The following is a 21,185-nucleotide window of genomic DNA, read 5'->3' on the forward strand; positions in this document are numbered from 1 at the left end:
GGTAGCCTCGGGCAAACCGCCCATAACGACCCTGGAGGTCTCTGACATGTCACGCCGTGCGGGCGCTCTGGCCGCCATCATCGCCGCCGCGGGTGTCCTGGCCGCCGCGTGCACCGCGGACGACGAGCCCAGCACCCAGCCACCGGCCACCTACACGTCGGTGCCCGCCCCCGCGACGACCGGCGGCCCGTCCGGCTCGCCGTCCCCGAGCAGCACGCTGAACGCCCCCGCCGGCGACCAGGCCTTCGTGAAGCGCGGCGCCCAGACCGGCGTGCCCGACGTCGACGTCCTGATCACGCTCGACTGGGCCAAGGGCAAGATCAGCCCGCCGGCCGGCACCGTCGACGTGCAGGTCGGCAACCGCGTCCGGGTCGTGCTCACCTCGGACCAGCAGGTCGACGTGAACGTCGACGGCCACCCCGAAGCCGCCACCGCCGTCGGCCCCGGCGACTCCGCGAACATCGACTGGGCCGTCACGCAGCCCGGCGCCACCGCGGTGACGCTGGGCGCCGACAAGACGCTGCTGACGACGGTCCGCGCCTCCTGACCTCAGGCGCGGACCCGGCGGACCCAGCGGTTCGAACGGCCGGGCTCAGCGGCCGGCGGGGCTGACGTTCAGCATCATCCCCGCCAGGCCGCGGGCCCGGACGGTGAGCTTCTTCGCCGCTTCCTTGAGCACGAGCGACGCCGGCGCGTCCGGCTCCGCCAGCACGATCGGCGTGCCCTCGTCGCCCTGCTCACGCAGGCGCGGGTCGAGCGGCACCTGGCCCAGCAGCGGCACCTGCGAGCCCACGGACTTCGACAGCGAGTCGGCCACGGCCTGGCCGCCACCGGAGCCGAAGATCTCCATGCGCTCGCCCGAGGGCGTCTCCAGCCACGACATGTTCTCGATCACGCCGGCCACGCGCTGCCGCGTCTGCATCGCGATCGCGCCCGCGCGCTCGGCCACCTCGGCGGCAGCCTGCTGCGGCGTGGTGACCACGAGGATCTCCGCGTTGGGGATCAGCTGCGCCACCGAGATCGCGATGTCGCCGGTGCCCGGCGGCAGGTCCAGCAGCAGGATGTCGAGGTCGCCCCAGAACACGTCGGCGAGGAACTGCTGCAACGCGCGGTGCAGCATCGGGCCGCGCCACACCACCGGCGCGTTGCCCGGCGTGAACATGCCGATCGAGATCACCTTCACGCCGTGCGACTGCGGCGGCATGATCATCGTCTCGACCTTGGTCGGCTTCTCGCGCGCGCCCAGCATGCGGGGGATCGAGTGGCCGTAGATGTCCGCGTCGACGACACCGACGGACAGGCCGCGCTCGGCCATCGCGACGGCCAGGTTCACGGTGACCGAAGACTTGCCGACCCCGCCCTTGCCCGAAGCCACGCAGTACACGCGGGTCATCGAACCCGGCTGCGAGAACGGGATCACCGGCTCGGCGGCGTCGCCGCGCAGCGACTTGCGCAGCTCCGTGCGCTGCTCATCGCTCATCACGTCGAGCTCGACCCGCACGTCGGCGACGCCGGGGAGCTTCTTGACGGCCTTGGTGGTGTCCTCGGTCAGCGTCGCCTTGAGCGGGCAGCCCGCCACGGTGAGGTAGATGCCGACGGCGACCACGCCGTCTTCGCCGACCGCGACATCCTTGACCATGCCGAGGTCGGTGATCGGCTTTTTGATTTCGGGGTCGTACACGTCCTTCAGCGCGGTGCGGACGTCTTCGACGCTGGGGAGTTGCTGTGTACTCGTCACCAGACCCATGTTACGTACCGGTCGGCACGTCCGATTTCGCCGCCTGCTTCGCCTTGCGTGACTTCGGGCTCATCGCGAGGTCGTCGCGCAGCCGTTCGAGCTCGCTGCGCAGGTAGTCGCGGGTGGCGACCTCGCCGACCGCGAGCCGCAGCGCCGCCAGCTCGCGTGCCAGGTACTCGGTGTCGGCCTTCGTCTGCGCGGCGCGCGTGCGGTCCTCTTCGAGGGAGACGCGGTCACGGTCGTCCTGCCGGTTCTGCGCCAGCAGGATGAGGGGCGCGGCGTACGCGGCCTGCGTGGAGAAGGCCAGGTTGAGCAGGATGAACGGGTACGGGTCCCAGCGCAGCGACACCGCGGCCAGGTTCAGCACGATCCAGACGATGACGATGAGCGTCTGCCAGAACAGGTACTTGCCGGTGCCGAGGAACCGCGCGATGCGCTCGGTGAAGCGGCCGAAGGTGTCCGGATCGATGTTGAGGCGAAACCGCGCCTGGCTGCGCGGCTGGTCGAGCCGGCGGCCCGAGGTGAGTTCAGGCACGGTCGGCCTCCTGGATGTGGGCTTCGGCCTGGTCGTGGACTTCGGCGGGCACGTCGGCAACGTCGTGCAGGCCGGTTTCGCGCCAGTCGTCGGGCAGCAGGTGGTCGAGCACGTCGTCGACGGTGACGGCGCCCAGCAGGTGCTCCTCGGCGTCGACCACGGGGCCGCACGCGAGGTTGTACGCGGCGAAGTAACGGGTGACCTCAGCCAGTGAGGCCTCGGGCCGCAGCGCGGTGAGGTCGGTGTCCACGGCGCTCGCCACGAGCTCCGCGGGCGGCTCGCGCAGCAGGCGCTGGAAGTGCACCACGCCCACGAACCGGCCGGTCGGCGTCGCCGTCGGCGGGCGGCACACGAACGCCATCGTGGCCAGCGCGGCGGGCAGGTCGGCGTTGCGGATGTGCGCGAGCGCCTCGGCCACGGTCGCGTCGGGTGTGAGCACCACCGGTTCCGGGGTCATCAGACCGCCGGCGGTGTCGGACGAGTAGGCCAGCAGCCGCCGGACCGGCTCCGACTCCTCGGGCTCCATCAACGCCAGCAGCCGGCTCTGGTCCGCCGGCGCCAGCTCGGCCAGCAGGTCGGCGGCGTCGTCTGGGCTCATCGCCTCGAGGATGTCGGCCGCGCGCTCCTCCGACAGGTAGGCCAGCAGCTCTTTCTGGTCGTCGTCGGGCAGCTCTTCGAGGACGTCGGCGAGGCGTTCGTCGTCCATCGCGTCGGCGACCTCGTGCCGGCGCTTCAGTGGCAGGTCGCGCACGGTGGCGGCGATGTCGACGGCCCGCATGGTGTCGAAGAGCATCAGCAGCTGGCCCGCGCCTTGGGGTTCCCGCGCCGACAGATCGGTGAGGCCCAGCCCGGCGACCTCGTTCCACGGCACGACGTGCATGGCGGTGCGGCGGCGGGCGATCCCGAGCCGGGTCTGGCGTTCGCGGATGGCGAGCTTCGCGAGCACCCAGTCGCGCGTGCGGGTGGGTTCCATCGCGGCGTCGACGACCGCCACGCGCGTGTCCGTACCGGCGAGCGACGCGTGCGCGTCGAGCAGCTGCCCGCAGACGAGGACTTCGTTGGGGCGCTGGGTGAAGTGCCGCATGTTCACCGATCCGGTGGCCAGCGTCACAGCCGTCGGCTCGATCGTGGTGACGCGCAGCATCGGCACGAAAACGCGCCGCCGCGTCGCGAGCTCGACCACCAGGCCGAGGATGCGGGGCGGCTGCTGGTCGAGCCGGAGGCCCGCGACGACGTCGCGGACCTTGCCGATCGACTCGCCGTCGGGCCCGAACACCGGCAGACCCGCCAGCCGAGCCACGAAAACCCTGTTCACGGCAGCCATGAGGCAGACACTATCCGCAAGCAGGCCCCGGCGCCCGCGTCGCGCGACCGTGTCTTGCCAGCGTCCTCTCAGCTAGGACTCGCAGGCCCTGGCGGTCAAAGCGGGCAGAGCCGCAGAGGAGGGCTGCTCGTCGCCGAGATCGGTGAAGTCGCGCAGATCCGACTCGAACCACAGCCGGTTCTGCACCGCGCGCACGAGCGTCCACGCACGGGCGCGATCGGGGTCGAGTCCCGTGGCGGCCAGCTTGGCGTCCACTGTGGATTCGTCGAACCGGTTCCACAGCAAGGAGAACACGCCGTACTCGAGGTCGCCGGCGATCGGTTTGGGGTCGATCACGAGCCACGGTTCGCGCCGGGCGGCCAGCACGTTCTCGTAGTGCAGGTCCTCGTTCACGAGCAGCGCGCCCGCGGTGGGGCCGAGGTCGCGGCACACGGCGAGGGCCGCGTCGAGCTCGCGGCGGGGGAACGGGCCGCCGAGGTCGTGCCAGCTCTTCGGCAGCTCCTCCAGGAAGCGTTCGGCTTCGCCGGTCAACGTCCGCGACAACTCCGGTGGCGCCGGCACGGCCAGCCGGCGCGCGAGCTCGCTCATGATCTCCACGGCTTCGAGCACCGGCTCGGTGTGCAGGGTCCGCGTGTGGTCGAGGCGCTCCAGCAGCTGCACGCCTTCTTCCGGCGCGGACTCCAGCAGCAGCACGGCACCGCGACCGGCCCATGTGGACAGTGCCAGCGGCTCGTCCCGGGATTCCTCGTGCGGCCAGCCGAGTTTGAGCACGACCGGCGTGCCATCGATCCGGCGCGCGGGCTGCACGACGCCGACGAACCCGTGCATCGCCTCGCCTTCGAACTCCAGGCCCCATTCGCGGGCGAAGCGATCGGCCAGGCCGGGCAGCGCCGCCAGCCACGGCTGGGACTCCGGTCCGAGGAGCCGGGGCGCGCGGGTGGCGAACGACGGCGGGATCACGAGTCGGGGCACTCGACCATCGTGGCAGTCACGTCGAGTCATTTCCCTGGGCACCAAGCGCGCGTACAGTAAAAATCCAGGGGTTCTGCGATCCCGGGGAGCTGCCATGATCGTTGAAATTCTCAGCGCGGTGGTCGTCGTGGGCGGAGTCTGGCTCGCCTCCGGTGTGCGCGTGGTGAAGCAGTTCGAACGTGGCCTGGTGTTCCGCTTCGGGCGGGTTCGCCCGGAGGTGCGCGGGCCCGGCCTGACGCTGCTGGTACCGGTTGCGGACCGCATGCACAAGGTGAACATGCAGATCGTCACGATGCCCGTGCCGGGCCAGGACGGCATCACGCGTGACAACGTGACGGTCCGCGTCGACGCCGTTGTGTACTTCAACGTGGTCGACCCGGTGCTGGCCGCGGTCAACGTGCAGGACTACCGCGCGGCTGTCGGCCAGGTGGCCCAGACGTCGCTGCGGTCCATCATCGGCAAGAGCGACCTCGACGACCTGCTGTCGAACCGGGAACGGCTCAACCAGGGCCTCGAGATCATGATCGACAGCCCCGCGATCGACTGGGGCATCCACATCGACCGCGTCGAGATCAAGGACGTGGCCCTGCCGGAGTCGATGAAGCGCTCGATGTCGCGCCAGGCCGAGGCCGAACGCGAACGCCGTGCGCGCGTGATCTCCGCCGACGGTGAGCTGCAGGCGTCGGAAAAGCTCGCGCAGGCCGCGGCGGCCATGAGCGACCACCCGGGTGCGTTGCAGCTGCGCCTGCTGGAGACGGTGGTGCAGGTTTCGGCAGAGAAGAACTCGACGCTGGTGCTGCCGTTCCCGGTGGAGCTGCTGCGCTTCCTCGACGCGAACACCCCGCAGGGCAAGAAGCAGCCGGCCCAGGAGCCGGCCACCCCCGAGACACCCGAGCCCGAGCCGCCCTCGCTGGAGCGACCCGTGCCGCAGGTGACCGCGCCGGTGCCCAACGGGCACGCCGGCCCGCCGCAGCCGCGCCAGGAGGGTGATGCGCTGGCTGAGTGACGGCTGCTAGTTGTCGAGGTACCCGTTGGTTCCGAGGATCACGATCGTGACGAAGAAGCCCACGTACAGCGCCACGATCACGTAGCCGATCACCACGGCCGAGAGCGCCATGCCGCGGCCGCCCGCTTCGCCGCGGTTGGCCTTCGCGAGCGCGATGTGGCCCATGACGATGCCGGGGATCGCGATCAGGCACGTGAGCAGGCCCAGGAGCGAGCAGACGAGCGCGCCGATGGCGAGGCCGTTGGACTGCTGCGGGCCGTACGGCGAGTACGGCTGACCGTAGGGCTGCTGCGGGTAGGGCTGGCCGTACGGCGCGGCGGCCGGCACGCCCGGAACACCGGGACCTCCCGGCGCACCCGGGTACGAGGCGGTCGGGCCCGGGTACGGCTGGCCGGGGTAGGCCGGAGCCGCGTACGCACTGGACGGCTGGACACCGGGGTACGCGGCGGCCTCGGGCTGGCCGGGCGCCGCGAAGCCGCCGGAGGGCTGGCTTCCGGGCGCGGCGTACGGGGACGGCTGCTCACCGCTGCCCGGCGCCGCGTACGGCGATGCGGCCTCGGTCGAGCCCGGCGCGGCGAACGCGGTCTCGCTCGAAGACCCGGTGCTGTCCGGCGCTGCGAAGCTCATCGGCTGGTCGCTCGCCGTGCTGACGCTGTCGGGCGAGCCGAACCCCGTCGCGTCGGAAGCCGGCGGGTCGTACGGCGCCGGGTCCGCGGTGGCCGGCGGGTCGTACGAGCCGGGTTCGGCGGTCGCCGGCGGCTCGTACGCCGTGGTCTGGTTCGGCCGGTCCTGCGGCTCGGACGGGTTGGTCATCGGGTTCCCCCTCGGTTCTGGTGGTCGCCCACCGCGAGCCTTCTCAGCCGAAGGCGCCGTACTTGTCCAGCTCGTGCAGCACGAGCGGGATCATGATCCCCCACACGGCCAGCGCCAGGTAACCGATCACGAAGCCGGCGATCGCCAGCGCGCCGCCGGTCGCCCGCCCGTGGCGCGAGCGGTAGTAGGCGATGTGGCCCATCACGACCCCGGCGATCGCGGCGGGCGCGCACACGATGAAGCCCGCGATCGAGCACACCAGCGACCCGATCGCCAGACCCGCGCCGGGCGGCGGACCCTGCGGCGGGTACGGCTGGTGCTCGAACGACGGGTGTTCGTAGCTCTCGTTCATCACGCTCCTTCCCAGCCACAGGTTGCCTGGAACCGCACTTTACTGATCCGGCCAAAAGTAGGCCGACCCCCCACGCGGCACGTAACCGTTGCTACGAAGCCATTCGGCCGTGACTGTGGTCGGATCAGTAACGATCGGTACAGTAACGGGGCAAACGCGGCCTGGGCGTGAGCACCCTCATAGGCGGGTACCCGCCCGGCCGTCCATACTCCGCGGTAACCCCGCGGAAGGAGCCCGTGATGGCCCGCCTCGCCCAGACCGCCGGCCTGACCGACGTGCAGTCCGAGATCCTCGCGACCGTGCGTTCGTTCGTGGACAAGGAGGTCATCCCGCGCGCGCAGGAGCTGGAGCACGCGGACGCCTACCCGGCGGAGATCGTCGAGGGCATGAAGGCACTGGGCCTGTTCGGCCTCACCATCCCCGAGGAGTACGGCGGCCTCGGCGAGTCGCTGCTCACCTACGCGCTCGTGGTGGAGGAGATCGCGCGCGGCTGGATGAGCGTCTCGGGCGTGATCAACACGCACTTCATCGTCGCCCACATGATTTCCCGTCACGGCACCGAAGAGCAGAAGCAGCACTACCTGCCGCGAATGGCCACGGGTGAGGTGCGCGGCGCGTTCTCGATGTCGGAGCCGGACCTGGGTTCCGACGTCGCCGCGATCAAGACCCGCGCCCGCCGCGACGGCGACGGCTACGTGATCGACGGCGCCAAGATGTGGCTCACCAACGGCGGCACCTCGAACCTCATCGCGTTGCTGGTGAAGACCGACGAAGGTGCGCAGAAGGCCCACCGCAACCTCACGACGTTCCTCGTCGAGAAGCCCGAGGGCTACGGCGAGGTGCTGCCGGGCCTCACCATCCCGGGGAAGATCGAGAAGATGGGGTACAAGGGCGTCGACACCACCGAGGCGGTGTTCGACGGCTTCCGCATCGACGCCGGCCAGGTGCTCGGCGGCGCGCCGGGCGAGGGCTTCGCGTACATGATGGACGGTGTCGAGGTCGGCCGCGTGAACGTGGCCGCGCGGGCGTGCGGCATCGCGATCCGCGCGTTCGAGCTGGCGGTGGAGTACGCGCAACAGCGCAAGACGTTCGGCAAGCCCATCGCCGAGCACCAGGCCATCGCGTTCAAGCTCGCGGAGATGGCGACGAAGGTCGAGGCCGCGCACCTGATGATGGTCAACGCCGCGCGGCTCAAGGATTCCGGCGCCCGCAACGACGTCGAGGCCGGCATGGCGAAGCTGCTCGCGTCCGAGTACTGCGCCGAGGTCACGCAGGACGCCTTCCGCATCCACGGCGGCTACGGCTACTCGAAGGAGTACGAGATCGAGCGGCTCATGCGCGAGGCGCCGTTCCTGCTGATCGGCGAGGGCACCAGCGAGATCCAGAAGACGATCATCAGCCGCGGCCTGCTGCGCGAGTACAAGTCGAAATCCTGAACACCTGCCTGACCACACCCTCTTCGCTGCCCGGAGTGCCCGAGTTCACGCGGAACTGCACCGGACCGCTCGTACATTGGAGTGGTGAGCGAGCTTTCGGACGCCGAGCTGACACGCGCCGCGCAGTCCGGTGACGTGACGGCGCTCGGTGTGCTCCTCGCGCGCCACGAAGCCGGCATGCGCGGCGTCGCGATCGCGCTCCTCGGCTACACCGCCGAGGCCGACGACGCCGTGCAGGACGCGGCCGTGGTGGCACTGCGGCGAATCGGCGACGTCCGCGACCCGGCCGCGGCCGGCGCGTGGCTGCGGATGGTGGTGCGCAACGCCTGCCGCGCGCGGCTTCGGTCCACACGCGACATTCCCGTCGCCGACGGCTGGGACCTCACCGCGTCGACGCTCGCCACTCCCGAGCAGCTGCTCGACGACCACGCCTTGCGCGACTGGGTCTGGCAGGCCGTCGAACAGCTTTCGCCGCCCGTGCGGATGGTGATGATCCTGCGGCACTTCTCGCTCGGCGTCACGTCGTACGAGCAGATCGCGCGAGCGCTCGGCGTCCCCGTCGGCACCGTGCGCAGCCGGCTGAACCACGGCCGCGCCAAGCTCGCCGAAGCACTGCGCGCCACCGCGGCTTCGGCCCACGACGACGCCGGCGCGCTCGTCGCCGGCAGCAAGCTCGACGCGCTGGACACCCTGGCCGCGGCCGAGCGCGGCGAGTTCACCCGGGTGCTCGCCGACCGGTGGGCCGAGGACGTCGTGCTCACCGCGGGTGACGTCCGCGGCGTGGGCCACGACTTCCTGCTGCGCGGCATGGAGGGCGATCTCGCTGCGGGCGTGCGCCAGCGGCCGGTGCACGTCGTCGCGAGCCGTGACGTCGTGGTGTGGGAGATGGACCTGGTCAACCCGCCCGACAACCCGACGCACTGCCCGCCCGGCGTCGCCTGGCTGATGACGCTGGACGGCGGCCGCGTGGCGGAGCTGCGGCTCCACCACGCGCCTATGGTCGCCGTCACAGCGAACGGATCGAACTAACCGCCGCCGCTGCGCATCGTGCGGGTGTCCAGAACACCCGTACGAGACGGAGCACCCCGTGACCGACCCAGCTGTGACCGACCACCTTTCCCCCGGCACCCACACCGTCGAGCTCGACGGCCTCGCCCAGCGCTACCACGTGCACGGTTCCGGGCCCGTCCTGCTCGCGCACTCCGGTGGTCCCGGCATCGACTGGGAGTACCTGCGCATGCCGGTCGTGGAGGAGCAGTTCACCGTCGTCTACCCGGAGCCGATCGGCACCGGCGGTTCGAGCCGGCTGGCCACGCACCCGGACGGCTACACCCGCGACCGCTACGTCCGTGCGGTCGTCGCGCTGCTCGACCACCTCGGGCTCGAGAAGACGCTCTTCCTCGGCCACTCCCACGGCGGGTTCGTCGCCCAGCGCCTCGCGCTGACACACCCCGAGCGCGTCTCCGGGATCGTGCTCTACGACAGCGCGCCCGTCGTCGGGGCGGAGCACGGCGAGGAGCTGATGCGTCAGCTGGAGGCGTACGCGGCCCGCTCCGAAGGCGACCGCGGGCTGCCGGACGTGCTCGCAGCGTTCCAGTCGATCGGCTCGATCTCGTCCGACGAGGACATGACCCGGGCCGTACGCGGGGTCCTGCCCGCGTACTTCGCCGACTTCCGCGGCCGCTTCGCCGAGTTCGGCCCGCTGCAGGATCAGGTCGGCGGCGTCTACATCTCCGGCCGCGACGCCGACGGCACCCCCGACCTGTTCGACGACCGTCCGGTGCTGACCACGATCGGGGTGCCGGCGCTCGTGGTCGTCGGCCGCTACGACGTGATCTGCGGCGTGCGCTGGGGCCGCGAGCTGCACGACGGGATCCCGGGATCGCAGCTCGTGGTCCTGGAGCACAGCGGGCACTTCGGCCACCTGGAGGAGCCCAGGCCGTTCGCCGACGCGGTGGCCGGTTTCGCGAAGGGGCTGGACCACTGAGCCATCGCGGGTGAACGGCATTCACCAGTACGCGGTTCGCACGGTTCGCCGGTTCTTGACAAGATGGACCCCTCGGACCGGACGAGTACGCAGGTGATGATGGTGAGCAGTCCCTTTGGTGGTGGACGGCCGGCCGGGCCGCCGCGGCTCCCGACGCCGCCCACCGGCTGGCCGATCGGGTCGTACGGTACCTACGAGGAAGCCCAGCGCGCGGTGGACTTCCTGGCGGAGAGCGAGTTCGCGGTCACCGACGTGACGATCGTCGGCGTGGACCTGATGCTCGTGGAGCGCGTGATCGGCAGGCTCACGTGGGGCCGGGTCCTGGGCGCGGGCGCGATGTCCGGCGCGTGGTTCGGCTTGTTCGCCGGGCTGCTGCTGGGCCTGTTCGTGAACCAGGGCTTCGCCTTGCAATTGCTGACCGGGCTCGTGCTCGGTGTCCTTTCGGGTCTGTTGTTCGCGGGTATCGGCTACCGCGCGGCCCGCGGGCGCCGTGACTTCTCGTCGGCGAGCCAATTGGTGGCCGGCCGTTACGACGTGCTGTGCCAGCCGCGTTCGGCCGAACAGGGGCGGGAACTGCTCTCGAAGCTCGCGTTGAAGCCGCCACCCGCCACCGCCTGACGCCCGTTCTCCACTGCCCGGCGCCGCATCCCCGTGGTGCCGGGCAGTGAAGAAGAGGGGGCCGATTAGGGGCCTTCCTAGGCCGAATTCGGGTTGTGCCGATGGCGAATTCGTGCTGAGTCACCCGAATGGAAGCACTCCCGGTCCACAGTTCACCCCAATAATTCCGGCGTTTCGCGCTGCACAAGCCTGAATCGTTACGGATACTGCTTGCGGGGTGTGATCGCCGGGCATAGGTTGTCCGACACCAGTCGGGCGGCCGCGTCCTCCAGCGCGACCGACCGAGCACTAGCACGTCGGGGTGCTGGCGCGACTCGCCTCATCGCGTCGTGATGCCTGGGGGCGTCACGGTAACCGGCGTGCGCGGGTGAGGAGGCTTTTGTTCGATGGGGAAGAAGAGGCTACGGGGTCGCTCGCCCGCCCGAACGGGCGCGCTGCTGGCCGCCGGATTGATGACCACGGGTCTGCTCGCCGCGTGTGGCACGGGCGGGGGACCGATGAAGATCAACGTGTACTACGCGCCTGAGGACAATTTCCAGACCGTTGTCGACAACTGCAACAAAGCCGCGAACGGGCGCTACGAAATCGTCTACAACAAACTCCAGCGCGGTGCCGACGACCAGCGAATCCAGATGGCGCGCCGGCTCGCCGCCGGTGACACCTCGATGGACATCCTCGGGCTCGACGTGACGTGGGTGTCGGAGTTCGCCGAGGCGGGCTGGGCCGAGGAGTGGACGGGCCAGAACAAGGCCGCGGCGTCCGACGGTGTGCTGCAGGGCCCGCTCGAGACGGCCACCTACGAGGGAAAGCTCTACGCCGCACCGAAGAACACCAACGTGCAGCTGCTCTGGTACGACGACCGCATCACCCCGAACCCGCCGAAGACGTGGGACGAGATGATGCAGATGTCGCAGCAGCTCAAGCAGGAGAAGAAGCCGTACAGCATCGTCTTCACCGGTGCGCAGTACGAAGGCCTGGTCGTCATCTACAACACGCTCGTCGAATCGCTCGGCGGCCACATCCTGTCCGACGACGGCAAGTCCGTGGTGATGGACCAGGGCGCGGTGGACGCGCTGGCGCTGCTCAAGCAGGTCACGTCGTCGGGCATCACGGACCCGTCGCTGACCAACCAGAAGGAGGACGACGTCCGCCAGACGTTCCAGCGCGGCAACGCCGCGTTCGAGCTGAACTGGCCGTTCGTCTACGCCTCCTACGCGGAGGAGAAGCCGCAGGACCTGTCGCACTTCAAGTGGGCGGTCTACCCGGAGGCGAAGGCCGGCATGCCGGCGAAGACGACCATCGGTGGTTACGACCTCGCGGTGAGCACGTATTCGCAGCACAAGCCCGAGGCGTTCGAAGCCGCGTTGTGCTTGCGCAGCGCGGAGAACCAGAAGTTCTCGGCCATCAACGACGGTGTGCCGCCGACCATCGAATCGGTGTACCACAACGACGTTCCGCTCGACCCGTCGAAGCCGGCGTCGAACGACAACCCCAACATGGCCATCAAGTACCCGATGCGCGACACCATCCTCGACGCGTTGAAGACCGCCGCGGTGCGCCCGCTTTCCCCGGCGTACCAGAACGCGTCCACGGTCATGTCGAAGATCCTGTCGCCGCCTTCGGAGATCGACCCGCCCGTGACGGCGCAGCAGCTGCGGGAACAACTCAGTGACGCGCTCCAGTCGAAGGGAGTGATCCCGTGACCGTCCAGGACCCCTCAACCGGCACCGCCGACCCCGCCGAACCCGCCGGCGCACCACCGGCCGCGCACGAGGCCGTGAGCCACCGCAAGGGAAAACCCGTTCTCAGCGAGGGGAAGAAGGCCGAACGACGGCTGGGCCTGTGGCTCTGCGCGCCGGCGTTCCTCGTGATGATCGCGGTGACGGGCTACCCGATCGTCTACTCGATCTGGCTTTCGCTGCAGCGCTACGACCTGAGGTTCCCGGCGCAGCAGGAGTTCATCGGGTTCGCGAACTACGGCGCCGTGCTCACCAGCTCCTACTGGTGGACGGCGTTCGGCACCACGATGTTCCTGACCGTGGTGTCGGTGGCGATCGAGTTCGCGCTCGGCATGGCGCTCGCGCTGATCATGCACCGCACGCTCGTGGGCCGCGGGCTCGTGCGCACCGTCGCCTTGATCCCGTACGGCATCGTCACGGTCGTGGCGGCGTTCTCGTGGTACTTCGCGTGGACGCCGGAGACCGGTTACCTCGCGAACGCCCTCGGTGAAGGCGCGGCGCCGCTCACCGAGCAGTGGCCGTCGCTGTTCATCATCATCCTCGCCGAGGTGTGGAAGACCACGCCGTTCATGGCGCTGCTGCTGATGGCCGGCCTCGCGCTGGTGCCGGAGGACCTGCTCAAGGCCGCGGCGATGGACGGCGCGAGCGCGTGGCAGCGGTTCACCAAGGTGATGCTGCCGGTGATGAAGCCCGCGATCCTCGTGGCGCTGCTGTTCCGCACGCTCGACGCGTTCCGCATCTTCGACAACATCTACGTGCTCACGAACGGAGCGCAGGATACGGGGTCGGTGTCGATGATGACCTACGACAACCTGGTCAAGGGTCTCAACCTCGGCATCGGGTCCACGATGGCCGTGCTGATCTTCATCACGGTGGCGATCATCGCGTTCCTCTTCATCAAGGTGTTCGGCACCGCCGCACCCGGCACGGACGACGGGGGTAAACGCTGATGGCCATCGGTGGTGCGGTCACGACCGGCCGCAAAGTGAGGTGGGGCCTCGTCGACATCCTCGTCGTGGCCTTCGCGCTGATCCCCGTGCTGTGGATCATCTCCCTGTCCTTCAAGACGAAGGACACGCTCAACGACGGCAGCTTCTGGCCCCAGCAGTGGACGCTGAAGAACTACGCCGACATCTTCCAGACGTCGGAGTTCCTGCGGGCCTTGGTGAACTCGATCGGCATCGCGGTGATCTCCACGGTGATCGCGGTGGTGCTGGGCACGATGGCGGCCTACGCCATCGCGCGCCTCGAGTTCCCCGGAAAGCAGCTGCTCGTGGGGCTTTCCCTGCTGATCGCGATGTTCCCGCAGGTCTCGCTCGTCACGCCGCTGTTCAACATCGAGCGCAACCTGGGCCTGTTCGACACGTGGATGGGGCTGATCCTGCCCTACATCACGTTCGCCCTGCCGCTTTCGATCTACACGCTCTCGGCGTTCTTCCGGGAGATCCCGTGGGAGCTCGAAAAGGCGGCGAAGATGGACGGCGCGACGCCGGCCCAGGCCTTCCGGAAGGTGATCGCGCCGCTGGCCGCGCCGGGCGTGTTCACCACGGCGATCCTGGTGTTCATCTTCTGCTGGAACGACTTCCTGTTCGCCATCTCGCTGACGTCCACCACGGCGTCGCGCACGGTGCCGGCCGCGTTGTCGTTCTTCACCGGGTCTTCGCAGTTCGAGGACCCGACGGGTCAGGTGAGCGCGGCCGCGGTCGTGATCACCATCCCGATCATCCTGTTCGTGTTGTTCTTCCAGCGTCGCATCGTGGCGGGGCTGACGTCCGGTGCGGTGAAGGGCTGAGCCATGGCTGAAATCGTCCTCGACAAAGTTTCGAAGCGTTACCCCGACGGTGCGCTCGCGGTGTCCGAAGTGGACATCACGATCGCGGACGGCGAGTTCATCATCCTCGTCGGCCCGTCCGGCTGCGGGAAGTCGACCACGCTCAACATGGTGGCCGGGCTGGAGGACATCTCGTCCGGCGAGCTGCGCATCGACGGCAAGCGCGTGAACGAGCGGGCGCCGAAGGACCGCGACATCGCGATGGTGTTCCAGTCCTACGCGCTCTACCCGCACATGAGCGTGCGCGAGAACATGGCGTTCCCGCTGCGACTGGCCAAAGTGGACGACGCGACGGTGCGCGCGAAGGTGGAGGAGGCGGCGAAGATCCTCGACCTCACCGCGCACCTGGACCGCAAGCCGTCGAACCTCTCCGGTGGCCAGCGCCAGCGCGTGGCGATGGGGCGCGCGATCGTGCGCAATCCCAAGGCGTTCCTGATGGACGAACCACTGTCCAACCTGGACGCCAAGCTGCGCGGGCAGATGCGCACGTCGGTGTCGAAGATCCAGAAGCAGCTGGGCACGACCACGCTGTACGTGACCCACGACCAGACCGAGGCCATGACGCTGGGCGACCGCGTGGTGGTGCTGCGGGCCGGGTACGTGCAGCAGATCGGTTCGCCGCAGTTCCTCTACGACAACCCGGCGAACCTGTTCGTGGCCGGCTTCATCGGCTCGCCGTCGATGAACTTCGTCCCGGCGACGCTGGAGAACGGCGAGCTGCACAGCCCGCTGGGCACCACGCCGCTCACCGACCGCGTCCGCCGCATGGCCGAGGCCGCCAACGCCCCGCGCGAGGTGATCGCCGGCATCCGGCCGGAGAACTTCGAGGACGCGTCGCTCGTCGACGCCGCCCAGCGCGGTGCGGGTTCCACGTTCACCGCGCACATCGACGTGCTGGAGTCGATGGGCTCGGAGAAGTTCGCGCACTTCACGGTGGAAGGCGAGGTGGCCACGTCGGCCGAGCTCGCCGAGCTGGCCGCCGACAGTGGTTCCGCCGACGTGCCAGGCGCCGCGTCGCTCATCGTGGCCCGGCTGTCGGCCGAGTCGCAGGCCGCGGAGAACGCGGACCTGGAGATCTGGTTCGACGCGGACAAGGTCAAGCTGTTCGACCCGAGCAACGGCCGGAACCTGACCTACCAGGACTAGGTTCCCGACCCGGAGGCCCCTTCACGCTCAGCGCGGGAAGGGGCCTTCGTCGTGCTCAGGGGATCTTCGCGAACACCAGCGCCGCGACCTGGCTCGCGGTGGGGCACGCGGCCGCGCCACTCGAACCGCTCGTGTCCACCACGCTCACCACCGCCTGCTCGCCGCGCCCCGGGGTGTCCGGCGACGGCTGCGTGGTCGTCAGGTGGCAGAACGCGCCGTCGGTGCTCTGGCGCGCCGTGCGGCCGCCGAGGGTTTCGGTCGCGCCGGTGGGGGCTTGTTTCTGCACGGAGAACGCGACGCTCACCGTGCCGCGGATGCAGGAGTGGCCCGACAACCCGGCCGACGGCTGTGTTCCGGCTCCGGCGATCGCGTCGAGCTCGTGGACGTTGAGCAGCGCGCACGGGTCCACGCGGCCCCACGAACGGTCGGGGAACTGGTGGTGGCGCACCTTGCCGCCGCTCGCGGCGGCGAGGACCCCGCCCACCACGGCGTCGGCGTCGGAACAGCGGTCGGCCGACGCGCCGGCGCCTTCGCCGTCGGTCACGGCGACGTTGAGGCGGATGCCGTCGGCGAACGTCACCACGCGCGAGCACGTCTTGTCGGGCGTGAAACCGGCCTGCTGCACGGCGACGCCGTCGGGGAGCGGGCCCGAGTACTCGTACGGCTTCACGTTCGGGTCGGCGTCGGCCGCCAGCGGGCCCACGCTCACCGTGTGCTGGCGCCCGCTGCGCACGTAATCGGTGCGGCAGTCGGTGAACGACGAGTCGGGGTCGTCGGCCGTCGCGCCGCGCAGGCGGGAGACGTCGAGCAGGCTGCAGTAGTCGAGCGTGGTGAAGTCGCCGAGCGCCGCCACGGCCGTCATCGGCGAGGGGGCTTGCGAAACGGGCGCGGGGGCGGCCGCCGAGGAACAGCCGGCGAGCAGCAGCGCGCCACCGAGCGCGACGACAATGGGTCCGAAGGGGGAGCGCACGGGGTGCAGTATCACCACGAATCGCGCGAAAAATCAGCCCTGACAGGGAAATCCCACACCGCGCGGTGGTGTTCGCGCAGGTCAGCGTCGTGAAATCGAACGCCGGTGCGAGCGTGGCGAGAAGACGGGCCCGGGCCCTTAGGGGTCCGAATCGTCCCGGGGAGCGATGTGCCCGCGGCGCGGTCCTGGTGTCCTGGAGTCACTGACCCAACGGGAGGGACCACGATGACCGCACCTGTCACGCAGAGGCTGAGCCGCCCGCGCAACGACCGCATGATCGGCGGCGTGTGCGCCGGGCTCGCCCGCCGCTTCGGCACGACGCCGGGCAAGGTCCGTGTGCTCGCGCTGCTGTCCTGCCTGCTGCCCGGCCCGCAGTTCGTCGCGTACCTGATTCTGTGGGCCATCATGCCCAGCGAGTGACCCTGCCTTTGCGCGCCCCAATGCGGCGTTCGGTGCGTTGAGCGCACCGAACGCCGCGTTGGGGCGTTCGGTGCCGCGAGCGGGACTTACTGCTTCGGGCGAGGGATGGGCGGCGTCGCCGGGTGGGGGTGGCGGGGCTGGCGCCACGCGCACATCGCCTGGTCGATCTCATCCTGGTCGAGTCCGGGGTGCGGCAGCGCCGTCGCGCGGCCCGGCTCGGCGCGCAGGCCGTCGAGGATCAGGGCGAGGCAGCGGCGCCACAGGTGCGGCTCGACGGCGCTGGTGTACTCGATCGCCGCGCCGACCATCTGGTGGATGAGCGGCAGGTCGGTGGGCACGAGGTCCGCCCGCAGCTGGCCGGACTCCTGCGCGCGCTCCATCACCCGCGTGATGAGCGGCACCATGTGCGCCTTCACCTCGGCCACGTGCTCGTGGCCGAACGCCTTGGACAGCATGATCTCCCGCAGCCCGCGGTCCGCGGAGTGCAGCTCGACCGTGCGCCACACGAAGTCGACGAAGCCGTCCCACGGGTCTTCGGCGCCCAGCGCCTGCTCCGCGAGGTCGGCGATTTCCTGCAGCCGCTCGACGAACATCGCCTCGACCAGGTGTTCCTTGCTGGGGAATCGCCGGTAGACGGTGCCGACACCCAGGCCGGCGTGGTGCGCGACGTCGTCGAGCGTCGCCTCCAGCCCGCGCTTGCCGAAGACGGCGCGAGCGGCTTCGAGGATGCGCCGGCGGTTGAGCTCGGCGTCACGCCGCAGCGGCCGCGCCGGTGCGGCGGGAGCAGCGTCCCGTGTCATGACGCCCAGGTTACCAAAAGAAGTCGAGACACTGTCTCCGGTTTTTGTGTACCTTGGGTCGAGTAAGGGGAGGTATCTACTCCACATAGCGCTGTGATCACTATCCGTGAGGGAAATCCGCATGCCTGACTCGACGGCCACGCTCGAGCGTCCGGGGGAGGACGCGCCGAGCCACGCCCAGAACCCGCACCATTCCAGACGCTGGGCCATCCTCGTGGTGATCGGCCTGGCCCAGCTGATGGTGGTGCTCGACGCCACCGTCGTGAACATCGCGCTGCCTTCGGCGCAGGTCGACCTCGGCTTCTCCAACGACGCCCGCCAGTGGGTCGTCACCGCGTACGCGCTCGCGTTCGGCAGCCTGCTGCTGCTCGGCGGCCGGCTCGCGGACCTGTTCGGCCGCAAGAACGCGTTGCTCGTGGGCCTCGCCGGCTTCGCCGCGGTGTCCGCGATCGGCGGCGCGGCGAGCAGCATTGAGATGCTGCTCATCGCCCGCGCGGCGCAGGGGGTGTTCGGCGCGCTGCTCGCGCCGGCCGCGCTTTCCTTGCTCACCACCACGTTCACCGACCCGAAGGAACGCGGCCGCGCCTTCGGCGTGTTCGGCGCGATCGGCGGTGGCGGTGCCGCCGTCGGCCTGCTGCTCGGCGGTGTGCTCACCGAGTACCTCGACTGGCGCTGGTGCATGTTCGTGAACATCGTGTTCGCGGTCATCGCCTTCATCGGCGGCGCCCTGCTGCTGCGCCGCCAGGAGTCCGACGGCCCGCGCCCGAAGCTCGACCTGCCGGGCACGATCAGCGCGTCGGCCGGTCTGTTCGCCCTCGTCTACGGCTTCTCCAACGCCGAGCACGACTCGTGGGGCTCGGTCTCCGTGTGGGGCTTCCTCGCGGCGGGGCTGGCGCTGCTGGCGACGTTCGTCGTGCTGCAGCAGCGCGTGAAGCACCCGTTGCTGCCGATGCGCGTCCTGCTCGACCGCGACCGCGGCGGCTCGTACATCGCGATGTTCCTCATCGCCATCGGGATGTTCTCGATCTTCCTGTTCCTCACGTTCTACGTGCAGCAGAACCTGAAGTTCACGCCCATCGAGAGTGGCTTCGGGTTCCTGCCGATGGTCGCCACGCTGATGGCTGCCGCCACCACCGCGACAAGCGTGCTGCTGCCGCGCTTCGGGCCCAAACCGCTGGTGCCCACGGGCATGCTGATCGCCGCCGGCGGCCTGCTGTGGCTGAGCGCGATCGACGTCGACAGCACGTACGTCGGGGGAGTGCTGGGGCCGCTCATGGTGCTCGGTGTGGGCATCGGGCTGTCGATGGCGCCGGCGATGAGCGTCGCGACGTTCGGGGTCGAGCTGCACGACGCGGGCGTCGCGTCGGCCACGGTCAACACGATGCAGCAGGTCGGCGGCTCGATCGGCACCGCGCTGCTGAGCACCCTCGCGGGCAACGCGGCGACGTCCTTCCTGGCCGGGCGCACGCCCACCCCGCAGCTCGCCGCGGCGGCCGCCGTGCACAGCTACACCACGGCGTTCACCTGGGCCGCGGTCATCTTCGCGGCCGGCGCCGTGATCACCGGCCTGCTGCTGCGCCCAGGCGCGCCTCGCGGCGCGGCCGTGGTGCCGGCGGTTCACGTGTGATCACTGATCGGGGGTGAACGGTCCCTTCCCGGCCCGGCCGGGGAGGGACCGTTCGTTTTTCAATGCCGGTAACCCGTGTCGTGGCGTGCCCGACTGACCGGGCATGACGGATCCGGCGAAGGTGTTCTTCAGCGATCCCGGCTACGACGGCCAGTTCACGCGCACGCTCAACGCCGCGGTGGTGCACGCGGCCGACCTCGGCGAGGCGTTCGCGACGGCGCGCGGCGTCGGCAAGCTTTCCGGCGGCGGCTGGTACGACGCGTGGTCGGCCCCGGCGGATCGGGCCCGGGTGGCGGCGGACTCGGCGCTGGCGGCGGGTGACCGCGTGAGCGCGCGGCACGCGTTCCTGCGCGCGAGCGAGTACTTCCGCCAGGCGTACTTCTTCATCCGGTCCGATGTGGACGATCCGCGGCTGCAAACGGCCTACCGTGGTCACGTCGAGGCGTTCGCCGACGCCGTGAAGCTCCTCGAACACCCGGCCGAGGCGGTGCGGATCCCGTACGAGGACACGACTCTGCACGGCTACTTCTTCGCGCCGCACGCCTCCGATACACCGCGGCCCACCGTCGTGCTGCCGTGCGGCTACGACTCTACGGCCGAGTCCGGCTGGCTCGACGTGCCCGCCGCCGTCGACCGCGGTTACAACGTGCTCGTCTTCGACGGCCCCGGGCAAGGCGAGACGCTCTACGTCCAGCACCGGTACCTGCGCCACGACTTCGAACACGTGCTCACCCCCGTCCTCGACTGGCTGCTCGACCGGCCCGAGGCCGACCCGGCGAAGGTGGTGCTCGTGGGCCGGTCGTTCGCCGGCTACCTGGCCCCGCGCGCCGCGACCGCCGAGCACCGGATCGCCGCTCTCGTGTGCGACCCGGCGCAGCCGGACCTGGGCGCGCGGGTGCCGTCCGGTGCCGCGGCGCTGGCGGCCGCACCCGTGGTGCGCGTGCAGATGCGCCGCAACGCCGACCGCGCGGAGTTCTTCCGCGCCCGGATGGCGGCGCACGGCCTCGACTCCGTCCGCGAGTACTTCGCCGAGCTGCGCCGCTTCACGATGCTGGCCGACGCGGCGAACATCACCTGCCCGGCCCTGCTCGTGGAGTCGGAACACGACTTCACGGCCGGCGGCGGACCGCAGCTGCGCGACGCGTTGACCACAAATGCCCAGGTCGTGCAGCTCACCGCGGCCGAAGGCGCCGACGGCCACTGCGCCGGCCTCGGCCAGCAGGTGTGGACGGGCACCGTCTACCCGTGGCTGCGAAAGACGCTGGCCGCTTGATCGAGCCATTGGACGGGTCCGGCCATGTCCTGGAGGCTCAGGTCACGACGCGATACCGGAGATGCACGACGCCGTTGTCGAATCGGCGCTCATCGAGGAGTTCCAGATCGGCGCGAACGTCACTGGGCATCGCCGGCTTTCCGCCGCCGATGATGCTGGGCCAGACGAACAGCCGGCACTCGTCGACCAACCCGGCCGTGAACGCCTGCGCCGCCAGGTGTGCGCCCCCCACGGTGAGATCGCTGGTGGCTGAGGCCTTCATCGCGCGCACCGAATCAGCATCGAAGCGTTTTTCGAGCCGGGTCTTGGCGGTTGACGCCGCGGCCAGTGTCGTGGAGTAGAAGACTTTGTCCGCCGCTTGCCAGGCGGTCGCGAAGTCGGCGGTGAGGCCGGACTGCGCGGCGAGGGCGGCGTCGGTTTCCCAAGGGGCCATCGTTTCGTACAGCCGGCGTCCATAGAGGAACGTGCCCACGGCACGGATGAGGTCGGTGGTGGCCGCGAACACGTCGTCGTTGTGCGGGTACAGGTTGAAGGCGCCGTGTTTGTCCTCGATGTACCCGTCGAGAGACATGTTCGTCACGTAGATCAGCTTGGCCAT

At 69.9% G+C, this 21,185-nt stretch carries 22 protein-coding genes; 13 read left to right on the plus strand and 9 right to left on the minus strand.

The window, feature by feature from the left end; all coding sequences use genetic code 11:
• Positions 1–46: 46 nt before the first annotated feature.
• Entirely contained in the window at positions 47–547 is a 501-nt protein-coding gene (locus tag ACQPXB_RS05915; RefSeq protein WP_366575240.1) for a hypothetical protein, read from the plus strand.
• A 45-nt stretch (positions 548–592) separates the two neighbouring features.
• Here ACQPXB_RS05915 and ACQPXB_RS05920 read toward each other — a convergent pair whose 3' ends face one another.
• From ACQPXB_RS05920 to ACQPXB_RS05935, 4 genes are all read right to left on the minus strand, one after another.
• Positions 593–1,738, minus strand: a complete 1,146-nt coding sequence (locus ACQPXB_RS05920; RefSeq protein WP_386946711.1) for an Mrp/NBP35 family ATP-binding protein — start codon at positions 1,736–1,738, stop codon at positions 593–595.
• Positions 1,739–1,748: 10 nt separating this feature from the next.
• Positions 1,749–2,273 (minus strand): DUF1003 domain-containing protein, encoded by a 525-nt coding sequence (locus tag ACQPXB_RS05925; RefSeq protein WP_432849975.1) that lies wholly within the window; start codon positions 2,271–2,273, stop codon positions 1,749–1,751.
• A complete protein-coding gene (locus ACQPXB_RS05930; RefSeq protein ID WP_366575234.1) occupies positions 2,266–3,597 on the minus strand; it encodes a magnesium transporter MgtE N-terminal domain-containing protein in 1,332 nt (443 codons plus the stop codon). The genes ACQPXB_RS05925 and ACQPXB_RS05930 overlap by 8 nt, the downstream gene beginning before the upstream one ends.
• Positions 3,598–3,669: 72 nt before the next feature.
• Complete coding sequence (locus ACQPXB_RS05935) at positions 3,670–4,599, minus strand: aminoglycoside phosphotransferase family protein (RefSeq protein ID WP_432849977.1); 930 nt, start codon at positions 4,597–4,599, stop codon at positions 3,670–3,672.
• Between the two features lie 64 nt (positions 4,600–4,663).
• Here ACQPXB_RS05935 and ACQPXB_RS05940 point away from each other — a divergent pair, with 64 nt between their 5' ends.
• On the plus strand, positions 4,664–5,575 hold the full coding sequence (locus ACQPXB_RS05940) for a slipin family protein (RefSeq protein WP_432849979.1): 912 nt from the start codon (positions 4,664–4,666) through the stop codon (positions 5,573–5,575).
• Between the two features lie 6 nt (positions 5,576–5,581).
• Here the strand turns inward: ACQPXB_RS05940 and ACQPXB_RS05945 are convergent, their stop codons facing one another.
• Together ACQPXB_RS05945 and ACQPXB_RS05950 are read right to left on the minus strand one after the other, a co-directional pair.
• Positions 5,582–6,388 carry a DUF4190 domain-containing protein gene (locus ACQPXB_RS05945; protein WP_432849982.1) on the minus strand — a complete coding sequence of 269 codons (807 nt, stop codon included), beginning with the start codon at positions 6,386–6,388 and terminating at the stop codon, positions 5,582–5,584.
• 43 nt (positions 6,389–6,431) lie between these two features.
• On the minus strand, positions 6,432–6,740 hold the full coding sequence (locus ACQPXB_RS05950) for a DUF4190 domain-containing protein (protein ID WP_285970319.1): 309 nt from the start codon (positions 6,738–6,740) through the stop codon (positions 6,432–6,434).
• 239 nt (positions 6,741–6,979) lie between these two features.
• On the opposite strand from ACQPXB_RS05950, the gene ACQPXB_RS05955 reads away from it, so the two are divergent.
• The 8 genes from ACQPXB_RS05955 (at position 6,980) to ACQPXB_RS05990 (ending at position 15,497) form a co-directional block, all read left to right on the plus strand.
• Entirely contained in the window at positions 6,980–8,176 is a 1,197-nt protein-coding gene (locus ACQPXB_RS05955) for an acyl-CoA dehydrogenase family protein (protein ID WP_386946717.1), read from the plus strand.
• 84 nt (positions 8,177–8,260) lie between these two features.
• On the plus strand, positions 8,261–9,205 hold the full coding sequence (locus tag ACQPXB_RS05960; RefSeq protein ID WP_432849985.1) for an RNA polymerase sigma factor: 945 nt from the start codon (positions 8,261–8,263) through the stop codon (positions 9,203–9,205).
• Positions 9,206–9,263: 58 nt separating this feature from the next.
• Positions 9,264–10,163, plus strand: a complete 900-nt coding sequence (locus tag ACQPXB_RS05965; protein ID WP_432849987.1) for an alpha/beta fold hydrolase — start codon at positions 9,264–9,266, stop codon at positions 10,161–10,163.
• A 96-nt stretch (positions 10,164–10,259) separates the two neighbouring features.
• Entirely contained in the window at positions 10,260–10,781 is a 522-nt protein-coding gene (locus tag ACQPXB_RS05970) for a general stress protein (protein WP_366575924.1), read from the plus strand.
• A gap of 386 nt (positions 10,782–11,167) precedes the next feature.
• Positions 11,168–12,484 carry an ABC transporter substrate-binding protein gene (locus ACQPXB_RS05975; protein ID WP_366575222.1) on the plus strand — a complete coding sequence of 439 codons (1,317 nt, stop codon included), beginning with the start codon at positions 11,168–11,170 and terminating at the stop codon, positions 12,482–12,484.
• A 74-nt stretch (positions 12,485–12,558) separates the two neighbouring features.
• On the plus strand, positions 12,559–13,470 hold the full coding sequence (locus ACQPXB_RS05980; RefSeq protein ID WP_386946894.1) for a carbohydrate ABC transporter permease: 912 nt from the start codon (positions 12,559–12,561) through the stop codon (positions 13,468–13,470).
• Entirely contained in the window at positions 13,470–14,312 is an 843-nt protein-coding gene (locus tag ACQPXB_RS05985) for a carbohydrate ABC transporter permease (protein WP_366575219.1), read from the plus strand. Before ACQPXB_RS05980 ends, ACQPXB_RS05985 begins: the two co-directional genes overlap by 1 nt.
• Before the next feature lie 3 nt (positions 14,313–14,315).
• On the plus strand, positions 14,316–15,497 hold the full coding sequence (locus tag ACQPXB_RS05990; RefSeq protein ID WP_366575217.1) for an ABC transporter ATP-binding protein: 1,182 nt from the start codon (positions 14,316–14,318) through the stop codon (positions 15,495–15,497).
• A 55-nt stretch (positions 15,498–15,552) separates the two neighbouring features.
• Here ACQPXB_RS05990 and ACQPXB_RS05995 read toward each other — a convergent pair whose 3' ends face one another.
• A complete protein-coding gene (locus ACQPXB_RS05995; protein ID WP_432849990.1) occupies positions 15,553–16,467 on the minus strand; it encodes a hypothetical protein in 915 nt (304 codons plus the stop codon).
• A 225-nt stretch (positions 16,468–16,692) separates the two neighbouring features.
• Here ACQPXB_RS05995 and ACQPXB_RS06000 point away from each other — a divergent pair, with 225 nt between their 5' ends.
• Positions 16,693–16,887 (plus strand): PspC domain-containing protein, encoded by a 195-nt coding sequence (locus tag ACQPXB_RS06000; protein ID WP_360583287.1) that lies wholly within the window; start codon positions 16,693–16,695, stop codon positions 16,885–16,887.
• A gap of 86 nt (positions 16,888–16,973) precedes the next feature.
• On the opposite strand, the gene ACQPXB_RS06005 is transcribed toward ACQPXB_RS06000, so the two are convergent.
• A complete protein-coding gene (locus ACQPXB_RS06005; protein ID WP_366575213.1) occupies positions 16,974–17,687 on the minus strand; it encodes a TetR/AcrR family transcriptional regulator in 714 nt (237 codons plus the stop codon).
• 121 nt (positions 17,688–17,808) lie between these two features.
• On the opposite strand from ACQPXB_RS06005, the gene ACQPXB_RS06010 reads away from it, so the two are divergent.
• Positions 17,809–19,314, plus strand: coding sequence for an MFS transporter (locus ACQPXB_RS06010; RefSeq protein ID WP_366575211.1), 1,506 nt, complete (start codon positions 17,809–17,811; stop codon positions 19,312–19,314).
• A 103-nt stretch (positions 19,315–19,417) separates the two neighbouring features.
• Positions 19,418–20,587, plus strand: a complete 1,170-nt coding sequence (locus ACQPXB_RS06015; protein WP_366575209.1) for an alpha/beta hydrolase family protein — start codon at positions 19,418–19,420, stop codon at positions 20,585–20,587.
• Positions 20,588–20,624: 37 nt separating this feature from the next.
• Here the strand turns inward: ACQPXB_RS06015 and ACQPXB_RS06020 are convergent, their stop codons facing one another.
• Positions 20,625–21,185, minus strand: coding sequence for a dihydrofolate reductase family protein (locus tag ACQPXB_RS06020; protein WP_432849994.1), 561 nt, complete (start codon positions 21,183–21,185; stop codon positions 20,625–20,627).

It is taken from the genome of Amycolatopsis sp. CA-161197 (genome assembly GCF_050942255.1).
Taxonomy (GTDB): Bacteria; Actinomycetota; Actinomycetes; order Mycobacteriales; family Pseudonocardiaceae; genus Amycolatopsis.

Bases quoted from the DNA above. Each gene is read 5' to 3' on its own strand.
- ACQPXB_RS06005 (WP_366575213.1), bottom strand. From the start codon at position 17,687: ATGACACGGGACGCTGCTCCCGCCGCACCGGCGCGGCCGCTGCGGCGT.
- ACQPXB_RS05930 (WP_366575234.1), bottom strand. From the start codon at position 3,597: ATGGCTGCCGTGAACAGGGTTTTCGTGGCTCGGCTGGCGGGTCTGCCG.
- ACQPXB_RS05915 (WP_366575240.1), top strand. From the start codon at position 47: ATGTCACGCCGTGCGGGCGCTCTGGCCGCCATCATCGCCGCCGCGGGT.
- ACQPXB_RS06000 (WP_360583287.1), top strand. From the start codon at position 16,693: ATGACCGCACCTGTCACGCAGAGGCTGAGCCGCCCGCGCAACGACCGC.
- ACQPXB_RS05950 (WP_285970319.1), bottom strand. From the start codon at position 6,740: ATGAACGAGAGCTACGAACACCCGTCGTTCGAGCACCAGCCGTACCCG.
- ACQPXB_RS05935 (WP_432849977.1), bottom strand. From the start codon at position 4,599: ATGACTCGACGTGACTGCCACGATGGTCGAGTGCCCCGACTCGTGATC.
- ACQPXB_RS06010 (WP_366575211.1), top strand. From the start codon at position 17,809: ATGCCTGACTCGACGGCCACGCTCGAGCGTCCGGGGGAGGACGCGCCG.
- ACQPXB_RS06020 (WP_432849994.1), bottom strand. From the start codon at position 21,185: ATGGCCAAGCTGATCTACGTGACGAACATGTCTCTCGACGGGTACATC.
- ACQPXB_RS05955 (WP_386946717.1), top strand. From the start codon at position 6,980: ATGGCCCGCCTCGCCCAGACCGCCGGCCTGACCGACGTGCAGTCCGAG.
- ACQPXB_RS06015 (WP_366575209.1), top strand. From the start codon at position 19,418: ATGACGGATCCGGCGAAGGTGTTCTTCAGCGATCCCGGCTACGACGGC.
- ACQPXB_RS05990 (WP_366575217.1), top strand. From the start codon at position 14,316: ATGGCTGAAATCGTCCTCGACAAAGTTTCGAAGCGTTACCCCGACGGT.
- ACQPXB_RS05945 (WP_432849982.1), bottom strand. From the start codon at position 6,388: ATGACCAACCCGTCCGAGCCGCAGGACCGGCCGAACCAGACCACGGCG.
- ACQPXB_RS05940 (WP_432849979.1), top strand. From the start codon at position 4,664: ATGATCGTTGAAATTCTCAGCGCGGTGGTCGTCGTGGGCGGAGTCTGG.
- ACQPXB_RS05975 (WP_366575222.1), top strand. From the start codon at position 11,168: ATGGGGAAGAAGAGGCTACGGGGTCGCTCGCCCGCCCGAACGGGCGCG.
- ACQPXB_RS05970 (WP_366575924.1), top strand. From the start codon at position 10,260: ATGATGGTGAGCAGTCCCTTTGGTGGTGGACGGCCGGCCGGGCCGCCG.
- ACQPXB_RS05985 (WP_366575219.1), top strand. From the start codon at position 13,470: ATGGCCATCGGTGGTGCGGTCACGACCGGCCGCAAAGTGAGGTGGGGC.